This is a genomic window from Providencia sp. PROV208 (assembly GCF_028479465.1).
Classification (GTDB): domain Bacteria; phylum Pseudomonadota; class Gammaproteobacteria; order Enterobacterales; family Enterobacteriaceae; genus Providencia; species Providencia alcalifaciens.
In genome coordinates this window covers 1-25560 of sequence record NZ_JAMPNS010000028.1, presented here as the reverse complement: position 1 = coordinate 25560, position 25560 = coordinate 1, and the positions used below count along the sequence as shown (strand labels likewise).

The 25560-nt window shown below is 40.2% G+C and carries 25 protein-coding genes and 3 pseudogenes; 7 read left to right on the top strand and 21 right to left on the bottom strand.

Annotated features, from left to right (window positions below; genetic code table 11):
- The first annotated feature begins 9 nt into the window (after positions 1 to 9).
- The 5 genes and pseudogenes from PR766_RS17410 to PR766_RS17390 all read left to right on the top strand — a co-directional run bounded on the left by PR766_RS17410 (position 10) and on the right by PR766_RS17390 (position 3464).
- Positions 10 to 381, top strand: a complete 372-nt coding sequence (locus PR766_RS17410) for a hypothetical protein (protein WP_154636028.1) — start codon at positions 10 to 12, stop codon at positions 379 to 381.
- A 61-nt stretch (positions 382 to 442) separates the two neighbouring features.
- Complete coding sequence (locus PR766_RS17405) at positions 443 to 1270, top strand: YfdQ family protein (protein WP_154636029.1); 828 nt, start codon at positions 443 to 445, stop codon at positions 1268 to 1270.
- Positions 1271 to 1321: 51 nt separating this feature from the next.
- Positions 1322 to 1837: pseudogene (locus tag PR766_RS17400) on the top strand (hypothetical protein); the annotation flags it as partial.
- A gap of 273 nt (positions 1838 to 2110) precedes the next feature.
- Positions 2111 to 2353 carry an excisionase gene (locus PR766_RS17395; RefSeq protein ID WP_112860232.1) on the top strand — a complete coding sequence of 81 codons (243 nt, stop codon included), beginning with the start codon at positions 2111 to 2113 and terminating at the stop codon, positions 2351 to 2353.
- Positions 2337 to 3464, top strand: coding sequence for a phage integrase Arm DNA-binding domain-containing protein (locus tag PR766_RS17390; protein WP_154636031.1), 1128 nt, complete (start codon positions 2337 to 2339; stop codon positions 3462 to 3464). Before PR766_RS17395 ends, PR766_RS17390 begins: the two co-directional genes overlap by 17 nt.
- Before the next feature lie 303 nt (positions 3465 to 3767).
- Here PR766_RS17390 and PR766_RS17385 read toward each other — a convergent pair whose 3' ends face one another.
- Positions 3768 to 4919: an FRG domain-containing protein gene (locus tag PR766_RS17385; protein WP_230086767.1), complete on the bottom strand. Its 1152-nt coding sequence runs from the start codon at positions 4917 to 4919 to the stop codon at positions 3768 to 3770.
- A gap of 253 nt (positions 4920 to 5172) precedes the next feature.
- A pseudogene (locus PR766_RS17380) lies at positions 5173 to 5340 on the bottom strand (NADP-dependent isocitrate dehydrogenase); the annotation flags it as partial.
- A 550-nt stretch (positions 5341 to 5890) separates the two neighbouring features.
- On the opposite strand from PR766_RS17380, the gene PR766_RS17375 reads away from it, so the two are divergent.
- Both PR766_RS17375 and PR766_RS17370 read left to right on the top strand, forming a co-directional pair.
- Positions 5891 to 7366 (top strand): AAA family ATPase, encoded by a 1476-nt coding sequence (locus PR766_RS17375; protein WP_154636032.1) that lies wholly within the window; start codon positions 5891 to 5893, stop codon positions 7364 to 7366.
- Entirely contained in the window at positions 7363 to 8265 is a 903-nt protein-coding gene (locus PR766_RS17370) for a hypothetical protein (RefSeq protein WP_154636033.1), read from the top strand. Before PR766_RS17375 ends, PR766_RS17370 begins: the two co-directional genes overlap by 4 nt.
- Before the next feature lie 99 nt (positions 8266 to 8364).
- Here PR766_RS17370 and PR766_RS17365 read toward each other — a convergent pair whose 3' ends face one another.
- The 19 genes and pseudogenes from PR766_RS17365 to PR766_RS17275 all read right to left on the bottom strand — a co-directional run bounded on the left by PR766_RS17365 (position 8365) and on the right by PR766_RS17275 (position 25546).
- On the bottom strand, positions 8365 to 10047 hold the full coding sequence (locus PR766_RS17365) for a phage tail fiber protein (RefSeq protein ID WP_154636034.1): 1683 nt from the start codon (positions 10045 to 10047) through the stop codon (positions 8365 to 8367).
- A gap of 63 nt (positions 10048 to 10110) precedes the next feature.
- Positions 10111 to 11121, bottom strand: coding sequence for a DUF6453 family protein (locus PR766_RS17360; protein ID WP_154636035.1), 1011 nt, complete (start codon positions 11119 to 11121; stop codon positions 10111 to 10113).
- Positions 11118 to 14027, bottom strand: coding sequence for a phage tail tip protein J-related protein (locus PR766_RS17355; protein ID WP_154636036.1), 2910 nt, complete (start codon positions 14025 to 14027; stop codon positions 11118 to 11120). Before PR766_RS17355 ends, PR766_RS17360 begins: the two co-directional genes overlap by 4 nt.
- Positions 14028 to 14426: a DUF6950 family protein gene (locus PR766_RS17350; protein WP_154636037.1), complete on the bottom strand. Its 399-nt coding sequence runs from the start codon at positions 14424 to 14426 to the stop codon at positions 14028 to 14030. It abuts the gene before it with no gap.
- A gap of 58 nt (positions 14427 to 14484) precedes the next feature.
- The gene (locus tag PR766_RS17345) at positions 14485 to 14865 is read right to left on the bottom strand and encodes a hypothetical protein (protein WP_154636038.1); all 381 of its coding nucleotides are present in this window, start codon (positions 14863 to 14865) and stop codon (positions 14485 to 14487) included.
- Between the two features lie 46 nt (positions 14866 to 14911).
- Positions 14912 to 15493 carry a hypothetical protein gene (locus tag PR766_RS17340; RefSeq protein ID WP_154636039.1) on the bottom strand — a complete coding sequence of 194 codons (582 nt, stop codon included), beginning with the start codon at positions 15491 to 15493 and terminating at the stop codon, positions 14912 to 14914.
- Complete coding sequence (locus PR766_RS17335) at positions 15493 to 16086, bottom strand: hypothetical protein (protein ID WP_154636040.1); 594 nt, start codon at positions 16084 to 16086, stop codon at positions 15493 to 15495. The genes PR766_RS17340 and PR766_RS17335 overlap by 1 nt, the downstream gene beginning before the upstream one ends.
- A gap of 2 nt (positions 16087 to 16088) precedes the next feature.
- Positions 16089 to 19040: a phage tail tape measure protein gene (locus PR766_RS17330; protein ID WP_154636041.1), complete on the bottom strand. Its 2952-nt coding sequence runs from the start codon at positions 19038 to 19040 to the stop codon at positions 16089 to 16091.
- Between the two features lie 225 nt (positions 19041 to 19265).
- A complete protein-coding gene (locus PR766_RS17325) occupies positions 19266 to 19610 on the bottom strand; it encodes a hypothetical protein (protein WP_036983292.1) in 345 nt (114 codons plus the stop codon).
- Positions 19610 to 20074 carry a phage tail protein gene (locus PR766_RS17320; RefSeq protein WP_154605991.1) on the bottom strand — a complete coding sequence of 155 codons (465 nt, stop codon included), beginning with the start codon at positions 20072 to 20074 and terminating at the stop codon, positions 19610 to 19612. Before PR766_RS17320 ends, PR766_RS17325 begins: the two co-directional genes overlap by 1 nt.
- A gap of 22 nt (positions 20075 to 20096) precedes the next feature.
- Positions 20097 to 20510 carry an HK97-gp10 family putative phage morphogenesis protein gene (locus tag PR766_RS17315; protein ID WP_036975540.1) on the bottom strand — a complete coding sequence of 138 codons (414 nt, stop codon included), beginning with the start codon at positions 20508 to 20510 and terminating at the stop codon, positions 20097 to 20099.
- A complete protein-coding gene (locus tag PR766_RS17310) occupies positions 20507 to 20896 on the bottom strand; it encodes a hypothetical protein (RefSeq protein ID WP_154636042.1) in 390 nt (129 codons plus the stop codon). The genes PR766_RS17315 and PR766_RS17310 overlap by 4 nt, the downstream gene beginning before the upstream one ends.
- Positions 20883 to 21209, bottom strand: coding sequence for a phage head closure protein (locus PR766_RS17305; RefSeq protein ID WP_154636043.1), 327 nt, complete (start codon positions 21207 to 21209; stop codon positions 20883 to 20885). The genes PR766_RS17310 and PR766_RS17305 overlap by 14 nt, the downstream gene beginning before the upstream one ends.
- A gap of 8 nt (positions 21210 to 21217) precedes the next feature.
- Positions 21218 to 21520 carry a head-tail connector protein gene (locus PR766_RS17300; RefSeq protein ID WP_154636044.1) on the bottom strand — a complete coding sequence of 101 codons (303 nt, stop codon included), beginning with the start codon at positions 21518 to 21520 and terminating at the stop codon, positions 21218 to 21220.
- Positions 21521 to 21557: 37 nt separating this feature from the next.
- Positions 21558 to 22150 (bottom strand): annotated as a pseudogene (locus PR766_RS17295) (Rha family transcriptional regulator).
- A 145-nt stretch (positions 22151 to 22295) separates the two neighbouring features.
- On the bottom strand, positions 22296 to 23504 hold the full coding sequence (locus PR766_RS17290; RefSeq protein WP_154636046.1) for a phage major capsid protein: 1209 nt from the start codon (positions 23502 to 23504) through the stop codon (positions 22296 to 22298).
- A gap of 11 nt (positions 23505 to 23515) precedes the next feature.
- Positions 23516 to 24160, bottom strand: a complete 645-nt coding sequence (locus PR766_RS17285; RefSeq protein WP_230086769.1) for an HK97 family phage prohead protease — start codon at positions 24158 to 24160, stop codon at positions 23516 to 23518.
- Positions 24138 to 25367 carry a phage portal protein gene (locus tag PR766_RS17280; RefSeq protein WP_154636047.1) on the bottom strand — a complete coding sequence of 410 codons (1230 nt, stop codon included), beginning with the start codon at positions 25365 to 25367 and terminating at the stop codon, positions 24138 to 24140. The genes PR766_RS17285 and PR766_RS17280 overlap by 23 nt, the downstream gene beginning before the upstream one ends.
- A 2-nt stretch (positions 25368 to 25369) precedes the next feature.
- Positions 25370 to 25546 (bottom strand): hypothetical protein, encoded by a 177-nt coding sequence (locus tag PR766_RS17275; RefSeq protein ID WP_195848315.1) that lies wholly within the window; start codon positions 25544 to 25546, stop codon positions 25370 to 25372.
- Positions 25547 to 25560: the final 14 nt, after the last annotated feature.

The window sequence follows — 25560 nt, the reverse complement described above, 5'->3', positions numbered from 1 at the left end:
GATCAACTCATGAGTGAAGATAAAAAAACAAATGTACCGGAATTCCTTGGGGAATTAGATGGTGGTGTATTTGAAAATAAAGTTTCAGCTGTATTAAATGATGTTGCATTAGGCGTTTTAAATAACGGTGGAAAAGGGAAAGTTATTATTGAAATGGATATTTCCCGCCTGAATAACTCAATTGAAGAAAAGCGAGTTATGATTTCCCATAAACTTAAGTTTGCTGCACCAACGCCTCGCGGCAAGCGCTCTGAAGAAGATACCACCGAAACGCCGATGTATGTCAATAAAGGCGGTAAGCTTTCAGTTATGCAAGAAGATCAGGGGCAATTATTCGCTATCAATGGCGATCCTGATGGGAAATTAAGGCAAGTTAATTAATTTCTTTTTTTATTTAAATACCAATCTTTAAAAATACTTTATTAAATAAGTAGGAGCTTTTATGTCTCAATTAAATGGTGATGCTATTTCTCAAATTACGGAACTAGCTATTTCTGGTGTTCGCTTAAATGCTGTTGAAAATATGCCATGCCCAGCAGTAGCCGTACCAAATGGTTTAGAAATTGTTAATTTAGAACGATATCAAAATGGTCGTTATCGCTTTCGTGGTTCATTAAAAACCATCAGCATTAATGATTTTGTTAAATATAGTGTTGGGTATTCTGACGCTCCTGGTGTCCGTTGTTTTATCGATGCTGAAGATATGACAGCAAGAACTATCTTTAACTTAGGCACTATTGAATATCCTGGTCATGCTGATAACTCTGCACTTATCGTACTGAAAAAGACGTCGCCTTTTTCTGCTGTGCTATCAGTAAATGGGCGCAAGCAAGGTCAGAAAGAACTTGCTGAGTGGTTAGAAGATTGGCGCGATCACTTATTAGCATTCGATGCTGACGGTAATGTTTTAGATATTAAGCAAGCAATTGGTGCTGTTCGCCGAATTACGATCGAATCAAGTCGTTCTTCAGATCATGAAGATAGTGATTTCTCAGCACGACGCTCTGTGATGGAAAATGTCGAAGCAAAAAGTAAAGACATTATGCCTGCTGCTTTTGAATTCAAATGCACTCCATATGATGAATTACAAGAACGAGCAATTAAGCTGCGCTATAGCATTTTAACCTCACAAGATACACCAACACTGGTGCTTCGCATTGTTCAACTTGAAAACCTTCAAGAGCTAATGGCTCAAGAATTTCGCGATATTCTTTCTGCTAATTTCGAAGAAACTCAAATTGAAACATTCATTGGGAATTTTTCAGCTTAATTAATTTATGCGCCACTGATCTGGTGGCGCTATTTATCATGTGGAGTAATTATGTCTTATATCTCAACTTTTACTGGCAAGCATTTCGACTTCATTAATATCTGTGCGGAAGATATTTCTATCGAAGATATTGCACAGGGTTTATCTAACGAATGTCGCTTTGCTGGTCAAATTGACTCTTTCTATTCTGTGGCTCAACACTCTGTTTATGTTAGCCAGCTTGTACCGCCTGAGTACGCGTTAGAAGCATTACTGCATGATGCCGCTGAGGCTTATTGCCGTGACTTGCCAACGCCATTAAAAGCATTGCTGCCGGAATATAAAGCAATCGAAAAGGCTATTCAGTCTGTTATTTGCGATAAATGGAACTTACCAACAGTGATTAGTGATGTTGTTCACTATGCGGATCTGACAATGCTTGCAACAGAACGCCGCGATTTAGATGTAGATGGTAAAAATCCATGGGCGATTTTGGAGGGTATCCCGGCTAGCGATTTAATCAATGTAAATCCATTATTACCCATTCAGGCTCGAGCCATGTTTGTTCATCGTTATAACCAATTGACCGGGATTACTCCTGAGTATGACGCCGATCTAAAGCTTGAAGAAATCTACGGTTATGGCGCTTACGGGAAAATCTTCAACGATAAGAAAAATCGATTCTACGATGGAGCTTCTATTCAAACCTCACGAGTAATCAATATCGATACTTATTTTGCTGATGGATATATCCAGACAGTTAACTCAGTTTACAGAATTGTTGTGTGAGGTTAAATCGTACCTAGTATTTGTGGTTGAATTTTTAGTCTGCATGCGGGCAGATATGTGGAGGTAATTATTGTGACACGTACAAAAACATTGAAAACATGGGCACAAGAAGAGTTTGAATCACCGGTGCCTAGTTATCAAACGCTAATACGTTACGCAAAAAACGGCATGATATCACCTCAGCCATTTAAGGCTGGTCGCTGTTGGCGGGTTGACACAAATGCGAGATTTATTGGAATGAATAGCAAACCAACAATTAAGCATAATGATGATCCGCGATTACTGAGGATATTAGAGGATGGCTCGTCCACGTAAATACAATATCAACATACCGGGATTATCATGTTATATCGACGCCAGAACAAAGAAAGTGTACTGGCGTTATAAACATCCTATAACTGGTAAATTCCACGGATTAGGCACAGATGAAAGCGCAGCAAAAGAGATTGCGATAGAGGCTAACTCTCGCCTAGCCGAAGCAAAAATGAATCAGTTAATCAAAGCCAAAGATGAAATAAGCCGCAAGCTGAAAAAAGGTATCACCGTCCATACATGGCTAGATCAGTTTTTAAAAATACAAAAAGAACGTCTGGAATATGGCGAAATAAAACAAAATACCTACAAACAAAAAATAGCGCCGGTTGAAGCGTTCCGTAAAGCATGTGGTAATGAAATTATTTCTGAAATAGATGTTAGGGATATTGCTTCCATCGTTGATGAATACAAAGAGCGTGGGCAAACAAGAATGGCTCAGGTCGTCAGAATGGTCTTAGTTGATGTATTCAAAGAAGCTCAACATGCTGGTGAAGTTCCACCAGGATATAACCCAGCACAAGCAACTAAATTACCAATGAACAGAATTAAGCGTCAGCGCCTAGATTTTGATGAGTGGCTAGTGATCTTTAATGAGGCTGAAAAAACACAGCGTTACTTACAAAATGCAATGTTACTGGCTGTTGTGACAGGGCAACGTTTGGGTGATATCGCTAAACTTAGATTTGATGATATTTGGGATGACCACTTACACATAATTCAAGAGAAAACAGGATCTAAAATTGCGATCCCTCTTTCATTGCATTGTGAAAAGTTGGGGTATTCATTAAGAGATGTTATTGCTCGATGCCGGGATCTAATAGTTAGTCCCTATATACTTCATTATCACCATACAACATCACAAGCTAAACGTGGTGGGCAAGTTACTGGTAATGCTATCACTACACTTTTTCAGAGAATTAGGGATCAGACTGAATTGAAATGGGAAGATGGAACACCCCCAAGCTTTCACGAGCAGCGCTCTTTATCGGAGAGACTATATAGAGAACAAGGCATAGATACTAAAACATTATTGGGTCATAAGAGCCAAGCAATGACAGATAAATATCATGATGATCGAGGAAAAAATTGGCAAGTGTTAACTATAAAATAATTACTATAAATAAAATAGATATAATTCAACATATCAATAAAATGGTGTGTTCATGATATGATCCACACCATTCATTTTTTATTCTTTATTCAGAAACTTATTCGCAATTAACTTCATAGTTCTTTCCATGCCTTGATATACTGTAGCTTCGGTAATATTAACTCGTGCTAACTCTTGAAGAATTTTTTGTTTATTTTTAATTACTAGTCTATTGACTTGAAATTCTTGAGTGAATTGGGATTCGTTCTCTGGAACTAAATCCGGAAATACGGCATTATTTCCAAATAATAGAAAAGCTCCAGATTAAGATAGAATTCGCTCATTACTAACTCTTCCTTTCACAAATAGAATCCTTTCTAAATCAGAAGGAATAACTACGTTCTCAAAATATGGTTTTTCATCTTTAATGTAATGAATGAGTTTTTTACAAGCTTCTATTTTATTGAACTCAACCATTTCATTTTTAATATCTAATTCTTTTTTAAGATCGTGATTAAGCATAGATAAATTAGCAATACAACTTACTGTATCAGAGTCAAAAAATTTAATTTTATTTTTATCTGTTTTAAATATTATGACATGCCCATCAATCTCATTGCCATCATCATCATATTTAACACCACTACAAGCAAAATAAAGTGCAATCAATGGATTAGCTGTTATATCCAATAATCTAGTTGGCAGTCCATAATGCTGCATCCTCACCAATTTATCTAGCATTGTGTTATCATCAATAAATTCAGACGGTCTTGCGGTCAGCGCTTCACGTACTAAGCTGGCTTCATCATGTAAATACATGAAGCCTCCATTCTTGTTTCGTCTAAATAGCGAAGGTGCTAACTCATATGAAGCATCAGAATGCCCTCTATAAAATACCTCCTCCCCCTCTGAGCCATGCCAATTAAGAACCTTATCCAAAAAAGACATTAAATCCTCAACTTCCTCATAAACATGCTGTTCTGCTGGTGGTAGAGTTATTTGCTGCTGAGCATCACTTTGAATATTTATACCCAAACTATCTAGTGTACTTTGTATATCTTTATCTTTTATCCCCCAATGAGTTCTGCTTAGCCCAAAAGTTCCCAACTCTAACGCTTTTTCAAATGATTTTTTATTTTCTATTAGGATTTTGTGTTTACGTTGAAAAATTTCAAATGAGAATAGAATATTTTTTTGCTCAAGTCTTACATTAGATATAGTACCTATACAGATATCAATATATTCATCATTTTTTTTACTATCAACATCGCTATATTTCTCGGTCATAAACAAAACAGGAAGACTTTCAATAATAGTAAGTGTTTTTTCGTTCAATGGAATCAAATTTTTCCGAATATCTTCCGAGGTATTTTCTAACATACGTGAAACAGGAAAACTCCCTTTTCCTTTGTCTCTTTCAAACATAATCCAGTAATCAAATACATCAGGCGTACCAGCCATAATCAAATTAAACATGATGTGATATTATCCTTTTCATTAATATGCATAACATAAAAAATATTTTAACTTATATATTAGTTATCTCCCGCCCAATTAGATATGATTTTCTATAATAAAGATAATATGACTAGTTTTATAAATGATAATAACGCTCATCTTATAACCAGTTTTGCAGAAGAGTTTTGCAGGAGTTTTGCAGAAGTATTTTTTTAGACAAAATAAAACGGGAGCTTTTAGGCTCCCGTTATTAATCACACTACGTAACAAATTACATGTGTTTAATGATTGCGTCGCCGAATTCGCTACATTTCAGTAATTTAGCGCCTTCTAATTGACGTTCGAAATCGTAAGTTACAGTTTTAGCCGCGATTGCGCCTTCCATACCTTTAACGATTAAGTCAGCCGCTTCAACCCAACCCATGTGGCGCAGCAGTATATAGATACATTAATCATAAATATCTGATATTTATCATATTATCATCAATACTTTATCTTTTTCATGATAAAAATAGTGGATTTTAAGTCATTGATAACATAAATGATTAATTTAGTTTTGATAACTGCTATTTCTCAAACATTGAACGCAAATCAATCGATTTTTATATGCTCAAACTTTATTATGTACCCATCTTTCACAACACATAACAGACCACTACTTCAGTTTTTGTGCTTGAATTTTAAGCAGAATAGCAGTAGGGTTAAAACCCTATCACAACACTCATCTTTTATAATTGACCAAACTCTTTTTACTGTATATAAGACGACTAACTCTGCTATTCAGGTTTGAGCTAAATGTAGAAGTGCCGTAACCCTCTATCTAATAAGTGGTTACAGAATCTACAATTGCTGACTCTCCTAAGAGGAATACAAATTCGGGTTCTTCTAACAAATAGATAACAAGGGATATGAGTAATATTTAAATACGCTAACTGCCAACGAGTTTTTTAATAATTAAAGCTATAGTAACCATAATAAAAGTAGGATAGATGATGATTTTAGATATCGAGTATGAATCTCAAAAAATACCGCTACGTTCAACTATCAACGATGATGAAAATATATTTGATGTTGATTCACTTACATTGATTATTGGCAAGAATGGTTCGGGGAAAACTGAGTTACTATGTAGTATTGCGAGGGAATTAACTAATACTGACTTCAACGAGTTTGGTAATGAATGTAAGTTAAGATTCGCCTCTGGTGATGAACAGCAAAAACTTGAATGGGGATGTATATATTATACCCCTGTCCCTTATCAACAAAAATTTACTCACAGAGATAGACTTGAAAATGCTTCGTTAACAGATAGTAGTAAAAGTCGATTTGAAAATCTACATAAACACAGTAATGTCTTTAAAGAATTTGGCATTGATTATAACCTTACTGCTACATCACGAGTTAACTCAAAACCAATTATAAGAAATATATTTATAACTGCTATTTGTAACATGTCACTAAAAAACAATCCAAGCTTCACTTTTTTCTCCAAATTTAAATATTTTAACGAGTACTTAGACATAAGAAAAAACAAATTGAAATCAAAAGATGATATAGAACAATATGTACATTCAACCGAAAGATGTAAAAATGAAATTCAAAATGAGATAATAAACTGGCTAACCTCCAACTTTGATATTTGCAAAATACTTTCATTCTTCATATCAATTAATAGTATGAAAAGAAGCACAAACCGAACTAATAATAGACGAGCTTTGTACTTTTTTATTCTATTTTTCGGTAATATCGAGGAGATAAAAGGAATAAGAAAACCTTCAAATCACGAACAAGTAATGACAGCTTATAATAATATTTTAAAATTCCTAAAAAAAAATGAAGACTATTTTTCATATAATTGGGAAAATAACTTCGTTATTCAATTGAAAAATTCAAAAACGATCAAGGAAATAGAAAAAATAGAGCTAAAAGGTCATTTTAAGATAACTCATACCAGCATGAGCTCCGGTGAACTCGCCGTAATGAATCAATTTACCTCCATAACCACTAAATTGAATTCTTTATCTAGGAAAGGCATAGAGAAAATTCTTATTCTAATTGATGAAGGTGATGCATTTTTACATTTAGAGTGGCAAAGAATGTATATATTTCATATAAACAAACTTTTAACAGAAATTAAAAATGAGAATGGAATTAAAATAATCCAAGTTATCTTAGCTAGCCACTCTCCATTACTCGCAACAGATGTTCCAAGACGATTCGTATATTCTCTTGATAAAGAGGTCTCACCAAAATTTACATTTGCTTCTCCTATGCATATGCTTTTTAGTGAATCTTTTGGTACTACTACTATCGGTGAGTTTGCAACTACAAAAATAAATGAATTATATAATAATTTCATTAGTGACAATGCCTCTAAAAAGGATTATAAAATCTTAGAATATATAGATAGTGAAATACTAAGAAGAGAGTTTAAGAGGCAGTTCAACATTGGAGATAAAAAATGATCATTTCCTCACCAAGGAATTGGGAGCATAGTGAAGTTGAGCATAGAGAATACCTTAGAACAATACTCAGAGAGTATTACAAACAAGTAGACAACATGATTGGTCCGCCGAGTTACACATATTATTTTTTAAAGAGTGTTCACAGACTCATCCTTTCGCGCTCATTAACTCATTACAAGAAAAGCATATTTCTGCTAGAAAATGCGATAAATCAACGAAATAACCATGAATTTAAAAAATATTTTTTTCGCGAAATAAAAAATGTAATAAACTATGGTTCATTTTCTGATAAATCCAAAAGCTATAACGCCTATACATTATGCTCGAAATCAAAGTTACGAACATGTCCGTATTGCAATCATTCGTACTCCATCACAACATATTCGGCAGATCGTGGATTTCGCCCGTCACTAGACCATTTTTACGACAAAGCTAGTTATCCTCATTTAGGATTGTCACTTTATAATTTGGTTCCCTCTTGCTCGAGTTGTAATTCTAGCCTAAAAAATACAATAAATTTTTTTAAAAACGAGCATCTTCACCCATTTTTCGATAATGAAGAGATTCAATTTAGAATTAAAGCTGAACAAATAATAAATCCAATAGATATCATCAATACTCCAATTAATTTACTAAAGATAGAAACTCTATACTCAAGTGTCAAAGCTGATAATTCAAACTCTGTATTCTTAATAAATGAACGTTATCAATACTTCATTTATGAGGCGTATAACTTTGCCTTGGCCAAATTAGACTTTGACGAGCAGATAAAAATAAAAAAACTATTAATCACAAAAGATATGAAGGAAGAAACATCATTACGATTTGATATTAAAAATTACAAAAACGAAATGCTAGGTAAGTTATTTAAAGATATTTATATGCAATTTACATTATAGGCTGTAATAACTAAATTGACATATCATTCAAATATGGAGTCATATTTATTGTTTAGTAAATTAATTCCATATAATTTTAGCTTCTTCTTCCGCGAGCTTCTATGCTTCACTTTTCGCTAGTCGCTCTGCTTCAGCTAGCTTCTGATTGTAGATAGAATCACTTGGCATGTTCACACGAACATCAATCCAGTGACCGTTCGGAATATCGCAATAGTCATAGTCTTCGCGCTCAACATTATTCTCATCGAGAAACTCTGGATAAGTCATTAGTCGCTGGGCTTCGAGTCGATGATGAAGAGTGTGCTTTCTATAGCGGGTTTCAATGATGATGTCACCATCCGGTAGCACGTCAAAATCAGCCCATACCAATGGTAAATTGTTAATCCCATTCGGTACCACTAAACCACCATGAATACCGCCCCAGCTAGCATCGGAGTTCATTCCGAGAGTGCCCTTGAGCTTATAGCGACCAGTACCCAGCTTTTCTAGTTCGACACCCTCTGATTCGTCATTAAGTTCGACATGGTCTGAATAAACTTTAATGACTGGGGATGCTGCTTTTAAGTTACCGTTTGAGTCTTTTGTTGTGTTTCCCGTCGAGTAAAATTCAACCCAATCTGACATTTTCCCATTCGCTAATCCGGCTGACAGAAATAGTCTTGTGTTCCAGTCTGGTGAATATAATATGCTAGATGATGCTTTTGGATCTCGTCCAAAACGAATACCACCACCCCATGCAGATGGTGCCTGAATCGCCCCACTATCGTTATATATAAAACCTAATGTCTGATTAACTGCACTGCTGTAATCTGTAATTTTAATTAGTTGCTGCGTATAAGTAGCGCCAAGTCCAAAAGTACCCTCTCGCAGCATCTCCATCCACGGGTCAAATTTTCCACCATTTTGCCTAGTTTCAAATGTGCGATTATCATTCGTATAACAAATAAGCCTTCCGTGTCCATCTGCATGCATTATCCATACAAAGTCTGCCCATCCGTAGCTAGACGGTTTATTGATAACATTAGATCCTGTTCTATAAAAACCGGTACCTGCAGTTTTAAAAAAAATAAATAAGTCTGTATTATCAGGAATATGCGCAGCAAAGGTCCCAACTCCATAATCACCAACTAGTACTATATTTTTGCCGTCATACGTAATCGCACCAGCTTCAGTAAGCGTCAGAGCCTTATTTGTTTTTGAATTAACTAACGCGATTCTATCAGTATCGCTCGGACAACCAATGAACCCTCTCAGTAAATTATCCTTTCCGCGCAGAGCATAGAATAAAGCCTGCTTTTCATTTGCATTTTTAATTGCTAAAGCTTCACCATCTTTATTAATTACTCCACCTGTGAGGCTTAGTTTCCCATCAATCAGCTTTTTCAGAGCAATGATACTTTCTAGTTTTACCGTTTCACCAGTCGGTGTTTTGACTTCAACAATGCCGTCTTGCGTTAACCATGCATCCATGTTTCGCAAGAAATATTGAATATACTGCTGATTCGCTAGCATCTTGCGAACACCATCGCTCATGCTGTCTAGAACGAAAGTCGCAATCTGATACTTCGCTGCTGAAGCTGCTACTGGCACCGGATAGGTTAAGTTAATCTCTGTATCTGAATTCACTGATAACACGGTGTTCATGTACACAACATTATTGATGAGATAAGAGATTGGGCAGCCTTCCGAAATGCCCGCTAAGTTATCTTTCCAGCGCGTTCCTGCGCCCGTAATTTTTGTTTGTCCTGCTGTCGTTGTGATTGTGCCTGTTTGATAAATCATATTAACTCCAAAATTTGGACGCAAAAAAACCGCAATTAAGCGGCTTATCGTTGAATTGGGTATTTAGAAGTAATCGTTGAAGTCTATTGCGTAGCTGCCACCAAAGATAATCTCCTGGTCATAAATATCCATCGATGACCCTGTGTAGATTGGGTAGCTACCAATCGTCCATAAACGAGCACCAATGAGCCTATTCCCAGAAACTTTATAACCACCAGCAAATATGTTGTATGAATTTCTTTCTTCAACAACCCATGCGCTGGGGGTATCAAACGTAAACATGGGTACCGCAAATGAACTCGTCGCTGAGTTTTTATTGAGTGTGAGTTGATGACCATTTTTAACAAAGGGAACGTAATCAGAGCTGTATGTCACCTTTCCTGCACTGTTCCAGATTGTTAGCCCGTCAGCTGGCTGTAAATCGAGTCCGTATGAGAAAATAACAATATAGACATCGCCAGCCCCCATTGACCAAACTTGTTTACTTGCTCTGTCATATCTCAAAACATGGCTTGATGATGCTGGACGCATAAAGACACAAGCAGAATCACGGTTTGGGATCGTTGTAGGAATTGACCATTTTTGCCTGTCAGTTAAGCGAATTTTTTCTCTAAATGCACAGTACGATAAATCACTCTCTTGCGTTATCCCCCTGAAGTTATCTATTGCACCGTCAAGCCCATTAATAAACAGACCATAGGTGTTTTTAGGCACATCTTTCAGGGTGCCAAACAACATAAAGTGGGTCTCACCATTATTGCCCGGTAACCAACCACCATCCCACGCTATTTGGCTGTACTCACATCTAAATGTATCCCCCTCTACCCACCATCGACTGATTAAAGTTTTCGTTACATAGCCATATGCCCAAAAGTGACACGTAGACATTGGCACAATTACAACATCGTACTTTGACAGTCCGGGGATATTAAAGCTCTTCACTTTATTGTATTTATCACCAGACCACGGATCGACGGTGATTTTTTTAATAAAGGAAAGCGGAAATGTTTTATTCGTGATTTCAAACTGCTTGCCACCATCCTTTGGATTAATAAATAAGCCATAATCACTCATACTGGACGTCTCCCCACTTTTACAGCCCATCTTCCGTTTTCGTCATAGACTGTCATTCCGGTACCATCGACTAACACCCGACCTGCATCCCCGACGATTTTGAAATCTCCACTGATGAGTAGTTTGTTAAACTCCGCATCGCCAGTTTTAGCGTCGATATTAAAACCCACCTTGCCGGGGACGTAATTTGCTGACGTCATTTTGTCAGTTACAACCACGCTATTGAGCCACGCTTTATCGATGAACGTTTCTTTCATGAAAATTTGACCTTCTTTCATGTACATAAACGTTTCAAACTTGCCGTTGGTAGGGTTGATGAATGCAAAATTATTCGCCATGAAGCCAATGTATGTATCGACTTTTCCTGCCTTCACTTCGGCACTAATCACCATCCCTGCTTTGTAGAATTGCTTGTTGTACCAAACCCCCGCGTTCACATCCCAAGTAGCATACCCTTCACCAGTAGCCGTAAATTCAGTTGTCGCTTTGGTATTAACAATCGCCATCTGTTCGTCAAGCTTTGACTGAACCTGCGTTTGTGATTCCGCAAACGACTTATTTAATGACGCTATAGCCTGATCGTTTTTAACAACACCGGACTTCACTTCACCAATTGAGCTTTCTAATTCAGTGACAGATTTAGAAAATGCTTTGTCTAGATCAGCAATGGCTTGGTCATTCTTGATAACGCCTGCTTTAACGCCATTTATTGATGCATTAACTTCAACAATAGATTGCGCCCATGCCAACTCAGCGCTAGCAAACACACGATCCAAACGCTTAATCTGCGCCACTGATTCGCCGTGTTTTGTGAATAAGTCTTGCTGAACTTCAAAGGTGGCAGCACTGTTTATCAAGTTAGACTCGTTGACCCAATTAAGCTGTTCCTCCAGCCGCTTACCGGCTTCGGTAGTCATGAACTGACCCCCCATTTCATCGATGATATCCGCAGGCAATGCATTGGCTTGCCCAACCGCTTCGACAAAGGGTGACTTTCCGTAGCTGTTGACCGTTCGAACATAAAACCAATAATCGGTACCCGCTTTTAAATTCTCTTTCGTCCAAAACTGCCCTTGTCCTAACCGATTGGATTTTGTTGTAACTTCCAAATCGTTAGTGTTGGCTAGCTTCTTGTCGCTGAACCAGAATTCAAACGTATAGCCGTGTTGTGCAGATTCTCCAGATCGAGGAACGCATGTTAATGAGAACATCCCGCCAGTGACTTCAACGCTCACTGGTATGGGCGGGGCTTGAATGTCAAAATCAATAATGGCAGGTGCAGACATGGCGCCAGCGGCATTAATTGAACGAACTTCGGCGCGATAGGATCCGCGAACAAGTCCTGATAAATCGACCCTATCCTGCGGTACCTGAATTGATTGAACGACCTTCCCGTCTTGAATAATGTTCACGGTGTTATAGCGAATATCCGCAGCCGCTGATTGCCAACTCAGATACCCCTGAACAATCTCACCGATGCTAACCGGTACGAAAGCAAGATTTAATGGTGGTGCGACACCGCCAGTAGGCAGAACGGTAAACGGCGGTCTAACAAATGGCTTGCCGATGATATCTTCATAAATATAAGCACCATCCTCCTCGAGGAGAATATCAACACCCTCCTGAGGGTGAAATTTCCATTCAGCGACACGAAACTCAAGGTTTTGAATACCAATATGAGGAAGGTTTAATAAAATCACTTCTCCTGCTCGATACGCGTAACCATCCATATTCATACGCAATTGAACACGGCGACCTGCACGCTTTTTCCGTAGATATAAATTAGAAAGCCGTGCTGCTTGGTACGGGCTAGTGACAAACCGGTAATCCATGTTCTCTTTGATTTCTAACCCGTCTTCATCAATCCATTCTTCGATAATGACAGGCTCAAAGTCAGTTTTGATGTACAGCTGCTCAGCATCAACAAACGTCCCATAAATCGCATTAGTGGCATCGCGTAAAGCCAGTTCCGGCGTGATGTTAACAGTATCAATGATTTGATTAGGTTCAATACGCAATACCGCAGGACCGTTATAGGCTTGCATTAATATGCCATGCTTACCAGCGACATAAGTCGGCTCTGCTGCAATGCATTTGTGCATGTGATCAAGTATCGATGCTGGAGACTCGGAAAGCTCATAAGCCCCATTAATTGTATAACGTGGATCAGCAATACCTTCTGGACTTACAACTGGCTCATCACACAGATCAGCAGCGACTTTGAATGATTCAAAATCAATATCAGTATCCGGCACACCAAGATAACTACGATAAAAATCGAGAACTACCAAAGCACCGTTATTGCTCCAAACCGTTTGATTCGTTCTAGGATCGAATAACTGCTTTCCCCAAACCTCTACCTTGACGTTCGGCACACCGTACGGGAATTTTTCAGCATCGTATCTCAGTGTTAATCGTAACCATGCCAAACCATCCCCGATCATGTCCTCTTTCCATGATGGTGCATTCTTTAGCATGTATGGGTCACAATCAGTCCGGGAGTTATGAAACTCATAACCCGCTTTATCACTGAAAGTACCAATCAGGTCATCATTCAGCCAAATTCTACCTATGTGATCAACCTTGTGAGCCGCGAGCGCTAATGCCATGAATAATCGCTCATTTTCATCTTGGCTACCACGCTCTTCTTCAGCGAAAAACAATAGACCAGAACACACTGTCTTCCCGACAATGATAGTTTCTGATGCAACCGCAGAGCGTAGCATTTGTTTTCGTTCAGACTGGTCCCGATAGCTCATCGATGGCATTTTATCTTTGAAGATCATGGTGCCAGCAGCTTGCACAGCAATACCGGCAACGATTAACGCTGTACCCAATCCACCGGTGGCAATCACCCCTGCAATCATCAACCCAGCAGAGACAATGTTAGTTACCGTCTTTCCCATTTACTCCACTCTCCACGCTTTAGTTAGTTGATGATTAACAGGCATTGCACCTGACTCAGTAACCGCCCAAACTTTATTTGCCCATATAACGCCAAGTGTCTTCCCGTCATCACCATCAAACATGCCGATATCGCCACGGATTGCTTGATTAACTGGAATTTCAATAAAATGATTTGAAAGTGCAGACTCGATATCACCGAACTCCGTTTTTAAAACACGCATTGCGCCGGTGCGAGTTTTATATCTTCCACGCACTTTTTCACAGGGATCAAAATCACATAGCGCAATCACACAATCCGCAGCAAATAAGCAGCAATCGTGATCACCCCATGAAAATGGTTTTTGCATCGCTTTTTGTAGTGTTTCAGGGAGTCTGGTTGTCCAGTTAGGATGTCGCATTGCTGATCTCCGGGCATAAAAAAACCCGCCGAAGCGGGTCTGTTTTAAAGCTATTAGGCTAGTAATTGCAGGTATGCTCAACCATACCTTTCGTTAGCAAATCACTTGCTATAGTTGTACTATTCTTGTGAATTTTTATATTTCCATTATCTATATAAACGAAAGTATAAAACCCTTTATTACCAGTGAATCCACCGAATGAATTTTTAGCGTTAACATACCCACAAACTTTCATAGATGACGATTTTTCATCATTTACCCTTTCTACAATCTTTAGCTTACTAAATTGTGCCGACTGAGGATCTAGAAGTACCTCAGAAACAGAAGCTTCTACAGCAGAATAGATTTTTTTATCGGTTACTTTAAAAGACATAACAGCAAAATAAATGATAACTAGGATAGCCAACGCGCCAAGTACATAGGTTATTTCTTTTTTCATAATTAAATCCAACAAGTTATTACTTTCGCATCAGAATAGATGATCCCTACTTATAAATAAATGTTGGCGCATCTTTTTTGCTACCCCAATAGATAGCACGCTCCGCCATTTGCGCAACATAACGAAAAATACGATCACCCGCGTGCCTCTTTGTCCATGATTCATCCGTAAATCTATCTGGCAAACCTTGTGACCATCGTTCAAATCGATTTGATACCGTCACGGCAACTTCGTTATTATTACCCGTAGTCACACCAATGTTTGATATTTGACCAGCGAACACAATTTCAGCTACAGCGGGTTTCCCATCACCACCTAAAGCCACCAGCATTAAACTGACATTTCTACCACGACTTCGCTCATTCATAACATCGGCAATTAAAAGTGAGTCAAAACCAGAAAGTGACAAGATAAGTTGCTGTGGGCTTGTGGTGTTATTTTCCGAAACTGTTTCTATGCTCCCCAAAGAACCCACGCCTAAATAGACTTCACCCGCAATAATCAAATTGCCAATCCCGGTATGGGCTCTTGTTACCCCTGACTTCAAATCAAGTTTTGCAGCAATGACTAATTCAGCACCATCATTAATTGCTTTGACCATGCTGTTAGAAAATGGATGATAAAGCATTAGAATAACGCCTCCTCAAACGTAATTGTTACATTAGAAAAGACGCCCGGTCTGTATTGAAAATTACCCTGATCATTGCTGGTTAATTTAAAAACTCCAAATGGGCGCACAGTTTCCAATTTATCATTGGCTGCTGGAGAAACCCTTAACATAGGTGAAATAGGAATGAGCGCATTCCCTTCTTTATCACTAATGACATTATCAGTGACCATTTTCAACTCATTACCAACCGTCAAATAATCGCCTTTACGCAATATAATTGAACTAGCTATCCATCCTTTAGTTTGTAATATTTTACCTGTTTGATTGGCGGTACTTATTCTTGCTTCACCTTTTCCAGTCAATCCTTGACGCAACCAATTGCTAATTTTTACTCGGCCACTTTCACCATCAAGCGCCGCCATAAGAACCTCTAGATCGCGTGATAATTGCTCGGTAAGATTATTAAAGGTTAATGTGCAGCGCCAACGGCTACCAGGAAAGCGCACTGTTTGCACGCTTCCAGTAAAAACAGACGCAAATGATTTACTATTGCTGATTAATTGCCAGTTCATTGTTGCTGGCACAACGGCTTCTGGCCACTCTAATACCATGATTACCTCTCAAGGGATCCTCGGATTTTTCCTCTCGTCATAAAATCACGCTGTATTTTAGCTAAAGCGTCATCTGAACCTTGCTTTGCCCCCATCTTTGCAGCTTCCTGCATTGCATCATAAAGAGCCTGATCACCATTGCCAGTAACGTGGAATGTTTGATGAATAATAATACTTGGCGCGGCTGATTGTGCTTGCTCCAACCCTAGAACCCTAACGCCTAGCGAACCATCCCTTCCGCGAGTTAATGGCATAATTGCCTCTGGTCCAGCCTCCCCCATTAACCCCATCCCAGGAACGCCACCCTTAGCAAAAGGAAATAATGTTGGAGATTTCACAATACTATTACGATGGGCACTTAACCCAGGAGACTCATAAGTATTACCTTTGGCATTTGGTGTGGCTTTTAGTCCCATTGCATCACCAAAAGCGGTACCAGTAAAACCTGCTTTTAGAGCATTGAAAATCATCATCTGGAAGATCATCTTAGTGATTTCAGTCACAACTGATTGGGCAAAATCGGCAAAGTTTAATTTCCCTGTCGCTACAAAGTTAGCCAGCATACCTGACATGTCACTGAGGGCTGAATTACTAATAGATCGCATTTGGTCATAAACGTTTTCAGCTGTATTGCCAAAATCCTGTACGCCTCTAGCCATTCCTTTGTAAGCATCCCTCTGATCTCTAGATTTATCTTTCGACGATTGACGAACAATTTCTAATTGCTTTTGTTCTTCTTGAAGTAAAAATGCCGTTTGGTCAGCATAGAGTTGAGATTTTTTATCTGAAACTTCCTTGTCCAACTGATAGCGTCTTTGCCTAAAGTCATCTTGAATACGCTGCTCTTCAAGCATTAAATCATAAGCATTTTGACTCATCGTCATTTGCAAGATTTGATTTGTTGCATCTTGACTAATTTTTGACGTTTTTTGCATAACCTCAAAATTTTGGTCATCAAATTTCTTTCGCAACTCCTTAAATTTAATTTCTTTTTCTAACTCAGCGTTTTTTAATAACTGTGTGCGGATCTCAACATGGTGTGATTGGATGCTTTTTTGTCGAGCATTTAAATGCTGCCCTTGCAATCCAATTAATTCTTGCTCAAAGGAAGCAAGCTTACGCTCTGATGCAGTAAGACCTTCAGTTTCTTCCAATTGAGCTCGTAGTGCGGCACCTTGTTGCAAAAGCTGTTCTATACGCTGCTTTCCTTCATCAACAATAGGGTTACCGCCTGCTTTCTTTGGCGCAGCAAATAACTTATCCAGTCCCTTTATGGCTTGCTGATATTCATTTGCGGAAATAGTGCCCTTATCCAGCATATCCTTGAATTGCTTCTGCCTTTCATAGCGTTCCTTTTGTTGATCAACGCCAGCTGAAAATGCAGCATTAAAATTAATCTGTAGCTTCAAGCTTTCTGTTAATTTTTTTTGTTGTTCAATTTGTTGTTTTTGCTGCTCTTCTTGCTCTTGCTTTAGCTTGTCTGTTAATAAATTCTTTGTTGCTACATACATACCAAGAAATGGGTCTTTACCACCCATATCTAGATTGCGGATTGTCATTTGCAATCCAGCATAAGCTTTATCTAGCTCCCTAATTCTAGTTTCGTGATTTTTTGCAAATGCATTAGTTTTTTCATGATATTCACTCTCGGCAACTATTGCTGCTAATCTTGCTGCATTAGCTGCTTCATATTTTTTACCTTCCCTATCAAGTCTTGCTATTCTTTCTATCACTTGCGCATCAATGATATGCCCTGCATCGATTGCCTTTTGCAATCCCTCGACAGGGCGATCACCCAAAGCAACTAATCTGGATACTAGGTCATCAACACTACCACCTGACTTTTCCATCTGAACACCAAGCTCTGAAACTTGGTGAAGCAAATCACCAGAAAAACCCGCGCTAGCAGCAGCGGTGACAGACTTGTAAGCCTCTGCGGTTCCACCTAGCTCATTCGCTAGATTTCGCAGATCATAGGCGGTTGTTACAAGCCCTAACCCACCTTTTTGCAAGGCTGCATTGAAGGCTTTTTGGCGCTCTTCGGCTTGCTGATATTGAGAGTATAAATAAGTAAAAGCGCCCGCTGACGCCATAATGCCAATACCGACAGCACCACCCATCATGCCCCATGCACTTTTAAACAAACTGGCACTATTCGCCGCTGCACGCTGAGAGAAGGTTAATTCTTTGCTGGCATCAGATAATTGAACTGTCGCAGCTGCAAGATTTTTCTTGCCATCGAGTTCACTTTTATCTGCCAAGATAATGGCATTAGACGCGCTCTGCATTCGTTTCTTGGCATCTGCTTCGGCAATATTTGCTTCGCTGATAATGCGTGCGTTTTTAGCATGATCTTCAGCGTAGCTGACTGAGATACCATGCTGCTTGTTCACTTCAACTTGGCGTTCTAAATACTCATCGAGCGCAAAAGCTTGCTCTCTGCGGGCAATGGCTTCGTCACGCATTTTTGCCGCAAGATTGATTTTTTCTTGGGCGCTTTTTCTATCCGCTTGCGCCCCTTCAATTTGGGCGCGAGATAAATTAATAGCCTCTCTCGCGGCTTCTTGTGCGACTCGCTGCTGTTCTGCTAAGGAAAATTTGACACTGTTGACGTTCTCTAATGAGCGTTCCAGTGCAGGAATAAACCCCCCAATTAAACTACTGGTCGCTACCGATGAACCCGCGGAAACACTCGTAAGCGCATTCCTTAGTTGAGCAAATCCAAGTTGTGAATGTCGCGCCAATTGTCCAGAAGCAGATAAATCAGCACCCGCCTTTCTGGCACTGGCTGACACTGCTAATAATCTTTCCGCTGTGTTACCCGCATCTTTCGTTGCCGCTTGTGCGAATTTTTGGGATTCCTTGCGCGCTGAATCATACGCATCAAAGACTTGTGATTTAAAAGAGGCTGCGTTGAGGTGTAACGCAACCGCTAAACTTGCAACGTCAGCCATTTAAGATCCTCATGACATTATTACACTGCTCTTCCACACTAGATGGAAGCGGTGTTTGGGTTATTGGAGGGTGTTCGCCTTGCTCCGGCTCCGGATTAGGCTCATGAGAGAAAAAAGCCTGCCAGTGAGTGATAATATCCGCAGGCAATTGTGCTATTTTGCGTGGGTCTGGCTCACCCCATCTGTCCGCCAGTTGGAAAATCAACTTAAGATAGGGTGAGTCGGCTAGTTTTTTTTGGCTTCCTCAACCGAGCCATAACTGTATTTTTGTACGAATGCCATCGCAGAAAGTAGTGTTGGCGTATCATGTACTGCCACTAATTCATCTGCTGTAGGTAACTCATCTTCAGGAATTGGATTGCCTTTTTCATCGCAAATCGCTTTTAAGATCAACTCAGCGCCAGCCTTGCTGGCATCTGAACTAAATCCGGTTTTTTGAGCGTCCTGAAGGTCATGCTCATATTCATCAAGTTCAGCAATTGTTAGTCGGCGTAGAAATACTTTGGTACCTAAAATTGAATGTTCTTCAATGTGGGGTGTAGGTTTAAGAAGAGATGACTTCAGAGACATTATTCTGTACCTCCGGCAGTGGCAACGCCCCATGTGATGTTATTTTGCTTACCTTTTACAGTAATTTGGATAACCTCATTCGCAGGCGCTTCAAGGCTATTCATTTCCCAGCCAGATAATGCCAAAATCATGGTCGCTGTACGTTTGTTTGGTAGCTCAAGGTAAAACTGCACGACTTCACGGGCGTTCGCAGCGTTCAAAAATGCAGCAAAATCCGCATTCTCTGGATCATCGATAAACCCAAGTGATTTTTCAGGTCCATCCGGTAAATCAGAGATTGATTGTTTGTTTTTATCGATAAGCGTAGTGCAATCAACAAACCCGCCAGTTAGCCCCGTTGCGCCTGTTGCTTTACAATTTTCCAGAGCTTTCATCTGTTCAACGGTATCGCCCGGCTTACCAAATTTAACGATAGTGCCGGCAGGTAGCATTGCATATTCAGAGGATGATTTTTTATCAGCCATATAGATGACTCCAATAGTTTAATTAACGATATTTTTCGATGCTTGCACGTATTTCCGATGCAAGTGTATTGAGAATAAATTGACGGTTATAATCTAGCGCGGGTCGGATGAATGGATTCGGTATCTGTTTGACAGTGCCAAATTCTTGCGCCTTCGCCTTCATATAATGCGCTTTAGTTGGACCCACTCTTACCGTCATGACAGAGAGTGTTTTGTTGTCCTTCATTCGGCTTGTAGTGGTAATTTTAATGCTGTCTCTCATGTGCTCAGCTTCGCTTGTCGCATCATAACCAGCATGTTTTTTCATATCGTCTAACACGGGTGTCATTGCCTCTCGTCCTGCTTGCCTTAACACCTTTGTGGTAATCTCTTCCCCTAGTTTATTGAGCTCATACTCCAGGTCTTTTAACCCCTTCACTTCGACCGTCATTCTCATGTGGCATCCTCAGGATAAGTAAGAACAAAATCACGCATCACTCTGAAAATCACGCGCTTATCTGTCTGCTCCTCTCGTGACTGCATGAAAGCCCCACGCTGAACGGTTTGTACAGGATATGAGCCGATATGACCGTGCGTAATGCTTTCCCAAGTTTTAAGCACTAAGGCTTCTAGCTTCAACGCTTTGGCATAATCATTGGGGATCTGAAATGTAATTTGAAAACGAGATTGAACAAGGGAGGTTTTAGCGAGTCCGGTAAGCGCTTTAGGGTCGCTGATACGCTGATAAATAACCCCTTCCAACACATCAGATGGCAGACCTAACGGATATGCCTTTAATCCTGTTAGTCGCTCCAAATCGGCTTTAATGTCAGTTTCTATCATGCTGATTGTCAGCCTCCGTCGTTATGATTAGTCGGTCTGACTGGTTTCTATCAACAGCGCGAACCGTGAAGTTACGATTTTGATAAGTGATGATCCACCCGATATTAACGTCGCTACGTGGTCGAATAGTGAATTGGTACGTTTCGATAACCTGCTGCTGATCGGCAGTGCGTATTTTCCGGTTAGACATCGCCTCCGCTTTTGCCCAAACCTCTTTGACTTTCACCAAGCTAGATTTAGGGACGCCGAGCTCATCCCTCACTTCCTCGATACGCGATAACCAAATCCGCTTATTGAGTTCGCCCGCTTTCATGTCACCCCCTAAATATTGATATAGCGATATGGTTCCAATAACGCTTTAAATCCGGCAGACATACCCGTTGTTTCTCTATTTTCATAGAAATGACCTACCGCCAGCATAATCGCCAGCTCAATATCCTCCGAGATCTGCAAACCATCTGGATCGGATTCAGGAATATCACCGCCATAAAGCGTTCTGTTGATGTAGTTTTCTGCCCGCTTCTTAGCCGCCAGCATATACGTGATCAGCAAGTCATCTTCTGTTGCATTGTCATCGTCAATCCGACATTGCGCTTTTAACTTCTCCAATGTAGGTAATGGCATGAAGCCTCCAATAAAAAAAGGCCGCTGAGCGACCTATTCATTTTTGCTCACTGGCAAATGAAATACACAATTGCCGCTTTTGCTCTAGTTTGCTTATTCTTGATAGTAACTGTGGCTTTTTTACTCTTCCCCATCGATTTAATAACCGACCAGACATACTAGCTACATCCTTTTCTTTCATATACTCAAGCATTACAGCGTTACTTTCAGCCTCAAGGGAATTATTTAGTTCGCTAAGTTTCCCTTTCATCCAGTTGAATGCATTGATGTACGCCTCTTTTATCTGACCAGCTTTAGATCCGCTGAATCCCATTACCAGCATAACGAACCCGCTAAAATCCATAACATAGTATTTTTGTTTTTTATCAAAAATACCTAACTCATTGATTTTCTCGGAAACGAAAAAATGCGCAGCCCTGAATTCATCTGAGCAATGACACTTCGCCAAGGCTCGGAGGACATCAGCATGACGTCTATTGAACACCTCAGCTATTTTAAATGTATCAGTTACCGGTTCTCCATCTTTTGCAGAAATCATTGCGCGGAGGTCTAAATCTGTATGAGTCACTAATTTAGTTGACATGATACTGTCCTTACTTAGAAATGAACCTTTGCCACATAGGAGATCAGCCCATCGAAGCAGTATCAGCTATAACTGATCTCCTCAAAGGCTCATTCCTAAATAACGGTTCGATGTTTAAAAATGGTGCGTATGTGGTACGCAAAAGAGAGGCACAAAAAGGCGGCAATTAAGCCGCCATGGATAATATTGTGATTATTTCGCTGCAGCTGCTTTCAATACTTTCACTGCATTACTATCAACCATCATAGAACCAACACGCTTGGTCGTGTAGAAATGTACAAACGGCTTGTTGGTGTATGGGTCACGCAGCATACGGACACCCATGCGATCCAGAATGGTGTAGCAACGCTTGAAGTTACCAAATGCAATTGGCGTTGATTCAGCAACAACATCCGAAAATTGCTCATTTTCAGCAATGCCATAGCCCAGCAATGCGGAAGGCTGTCCCAATTGCAAGCCAGGTTGCCACAAGTAATTTCCTTGCGCATCTTTCAACGTACGAACTTGGAACAGGGTATTGTTGTTCATCATGAACTTGGCACCTGAGCGATAGACCTTGCGCATGGTATAAATCAGCTTCATGATTTCATCAGCAGTGACTTCCGTTGGCTTTTTCAATAACAGATGCTGTAATTTTCCCCAATCACGATCTTTGTCTGCTTGCTCATCACTGCCATATGCCAATAAACCTTTTGGCTTTTTGATACCGTCCCCATTGGTGAAAGCAGCTTCTTCTTGCTCGGCGAATTCAATGGTCAAATCACCCGTGATAAACTGCTCAACATCAAAGAAGGCATCATCAAGCATCGTTTGTGTTGCCGCTGGATTACCGTAAATCTCGCCCCAAACAGGCTCAATGGACGCCAGTTTTGGGGTTTTAGTTTCAGGTCGCTTATCCACCTCACCCACCCATCCACTATTCGTGCCACCCTGATTCACCAACCGTTTAAAGTTAGGTGAACCAACAGTCACGACATTGCACTCTTGACGCATAACCACTTCATCGCGAAGCATGCTGATAATATTGCGATCGAGCTCTTCTGGTACGGCAAAACCACCATCGGGGTCTGAGCCAACTTGCATCGCTTTACGCTCCAAATCAGCAAGCCCTTCTTCTTTACCTTTGCGCACAAACTGATCAAATGCAGTTTTATGCTCAGCAACATCCTTATTTACCGTACCACCATTTGGGCGCTTAACTGCAGCCAACTCTGCTTCTAAGTTAGTTTTTAACTCATCTAATTCAGTTAATTTTTCGTTCAGCGTATCAACTTGACCTGATAACTTACTTTTTTCCGCTTCAATTGCATCGATGCGCTTATCATTCTTTTGTGTGAATTCTTCAAATTTACCTTTCAGTTCCTGCGCAACTTCACTAACGTCTTTATGATCTACAGCCATAATATGTACCTTTATTTAAAAATGGATTTCAATGTGTCGATAGCTTCTTGCTCAGCATCACGCAGAGAAAGCGCGTCGTAGCCTTTAGCCATAAAGGCCTTAGCTTGTGTTCGCGAAAGCCCAACATCGCGCAGGACTCGCTCAATACTTTTTTGTGTGGGTAATTCGCCACGGGCAAACGCCGATTTCACATCACTCACCCGGGCTTCATCATTTGAGGGAAAAGTCACTAGACTGACTTCCCACAAGTCGATTTCTTTCAATAGAAAGGCATCTTTATTGCGGTCATATTCATAGTCTTTAAGAATGTAACCAATAGAAAGGCCGGATAATGATCCGGCCTTCATGTGAGCATGTGCACGTTTAGATAAAGGGTCGTCATCAATCAGCAATCGCCCTTTGACATAGAGTCCCGTGCTGTCCTCTCGCATTTCGGTATAAATACCGATGGGTTCAGACATGTTGTGCTGCCAAAGCATTGCAGGAAGAGCCCCTTTTTCTTGCCACTTATTGAGTGAGTTAAGAAAAGCGCCGGACATCACAATGTCGGAATAACTGTCTTTCACGCCAAAAACTGAGCCATAGCCTTCAAACTCTCCCGAGTCGCTGACTGACTTAATTTTTAGCGGTACATCAAGCCGTTGCTTTGTCATTATCGACATGTGTTTTTCCCTCCTGTTTTGAGGATTCTGGCTTTGTAGTCATGTTTAGTGGCGTGAGATAGATATCACCACCTTCACGTGGATTAAGTTCTTCCAGTTCACGGCATTCATTAGGTGAATAGATCCCCCAATTGATACCCGTTGCATAGGCATCAAATCGAGATTTCATGTCCCCACGAAGCAGTGCGCCTGTATTAAATTTGGCGTAGAAAACACCTTGTTTGCTTGGTTTGACTAAACCAATATTGATACGCTGCTCAATACGAATAAGGTAGGGAACCAAGGAGTAATTGATAAAGCCGATCCCGAGGTTTTCAATGTTATTGAATGTCGCCCTATCGGTGTTCTGCACTAAATGAAGTGGCACGCGGAAAATACGGCAAATTTCCTCAAGTTGGAATTTTCGGGTTTCAAGAAACTGAGCATCCTCCGCGGATAAACTGATTTGCTGCCACTTCAGCCCCATTTCTAAAATCATAGGTTTATGGGCATTCGTTAGCCCTTGATGATTCGCTTCAAAATCATTTTTTAACCGGTCAAAAGCAGGGTCTGAAAGTTCCTGATCTGTTTGGAGTACACCACTGGTCACTGCACCGTTACCAAATAGACGGGCGCCATGCTCTTCGGTTGCCAAACCGAGACCAATAGCTTGCTTAGCAAAAGCAATAGGGCTTAACCCCGTTAACCCATCTAATGTAAAAATACGAACATGCCAAATTTCATTTTGAGATAGCGTTCGACAGTCCCCATTGGGGAAGGTCACTTTATACTCAGGCTCCCAATTACTGTTTAACTTCGGAGTAACTGAGCTTGGATCCAGTGGTAATAATTCGACGACCTCCCCAAGTGCAAAAACTTTATAAGCGTAGAAATTACCCCTCAAACACAAACAGGCAATTAATAGCTCCCAAAACTCTTGCGGTGTCATGTAATTATTGGGCTTAACGGAAAGTAGCTTATTTAATCGCTCTCGTGTCGCTCGCTTATTCCCTCGCTCTAATTGCTCGTATAAAGAACACGGCAGCATCCCCACTGATTCAGCGAGCACCCGAACACAACCAAAAACCCCTGTTAATTGCATGGCAAGTTGCGGGCTTACACGGCGACCAGAATAGGTATTATAAGAAAGACCTATAAGCTCACTCAGTTCATGAGATGTCATCCCCTCACTGGATTTACGAAATAGACCAGGAAAAAACATAGTTACCCCTTACCATTTTTCGGCTGGTCCATCGACTTAGAAACTAAGTAGGACCATAAAAGGCATAACAACCCCGCAGTGATATAGCCAACAGGGGGATAAACCAACCAAGCACCAAACGACAGTAAACAGGCGCCAGCAATCCCAACCAATAAGGCTGTAATCGTTAAAAATTTCATTGAATCTCCTTAGA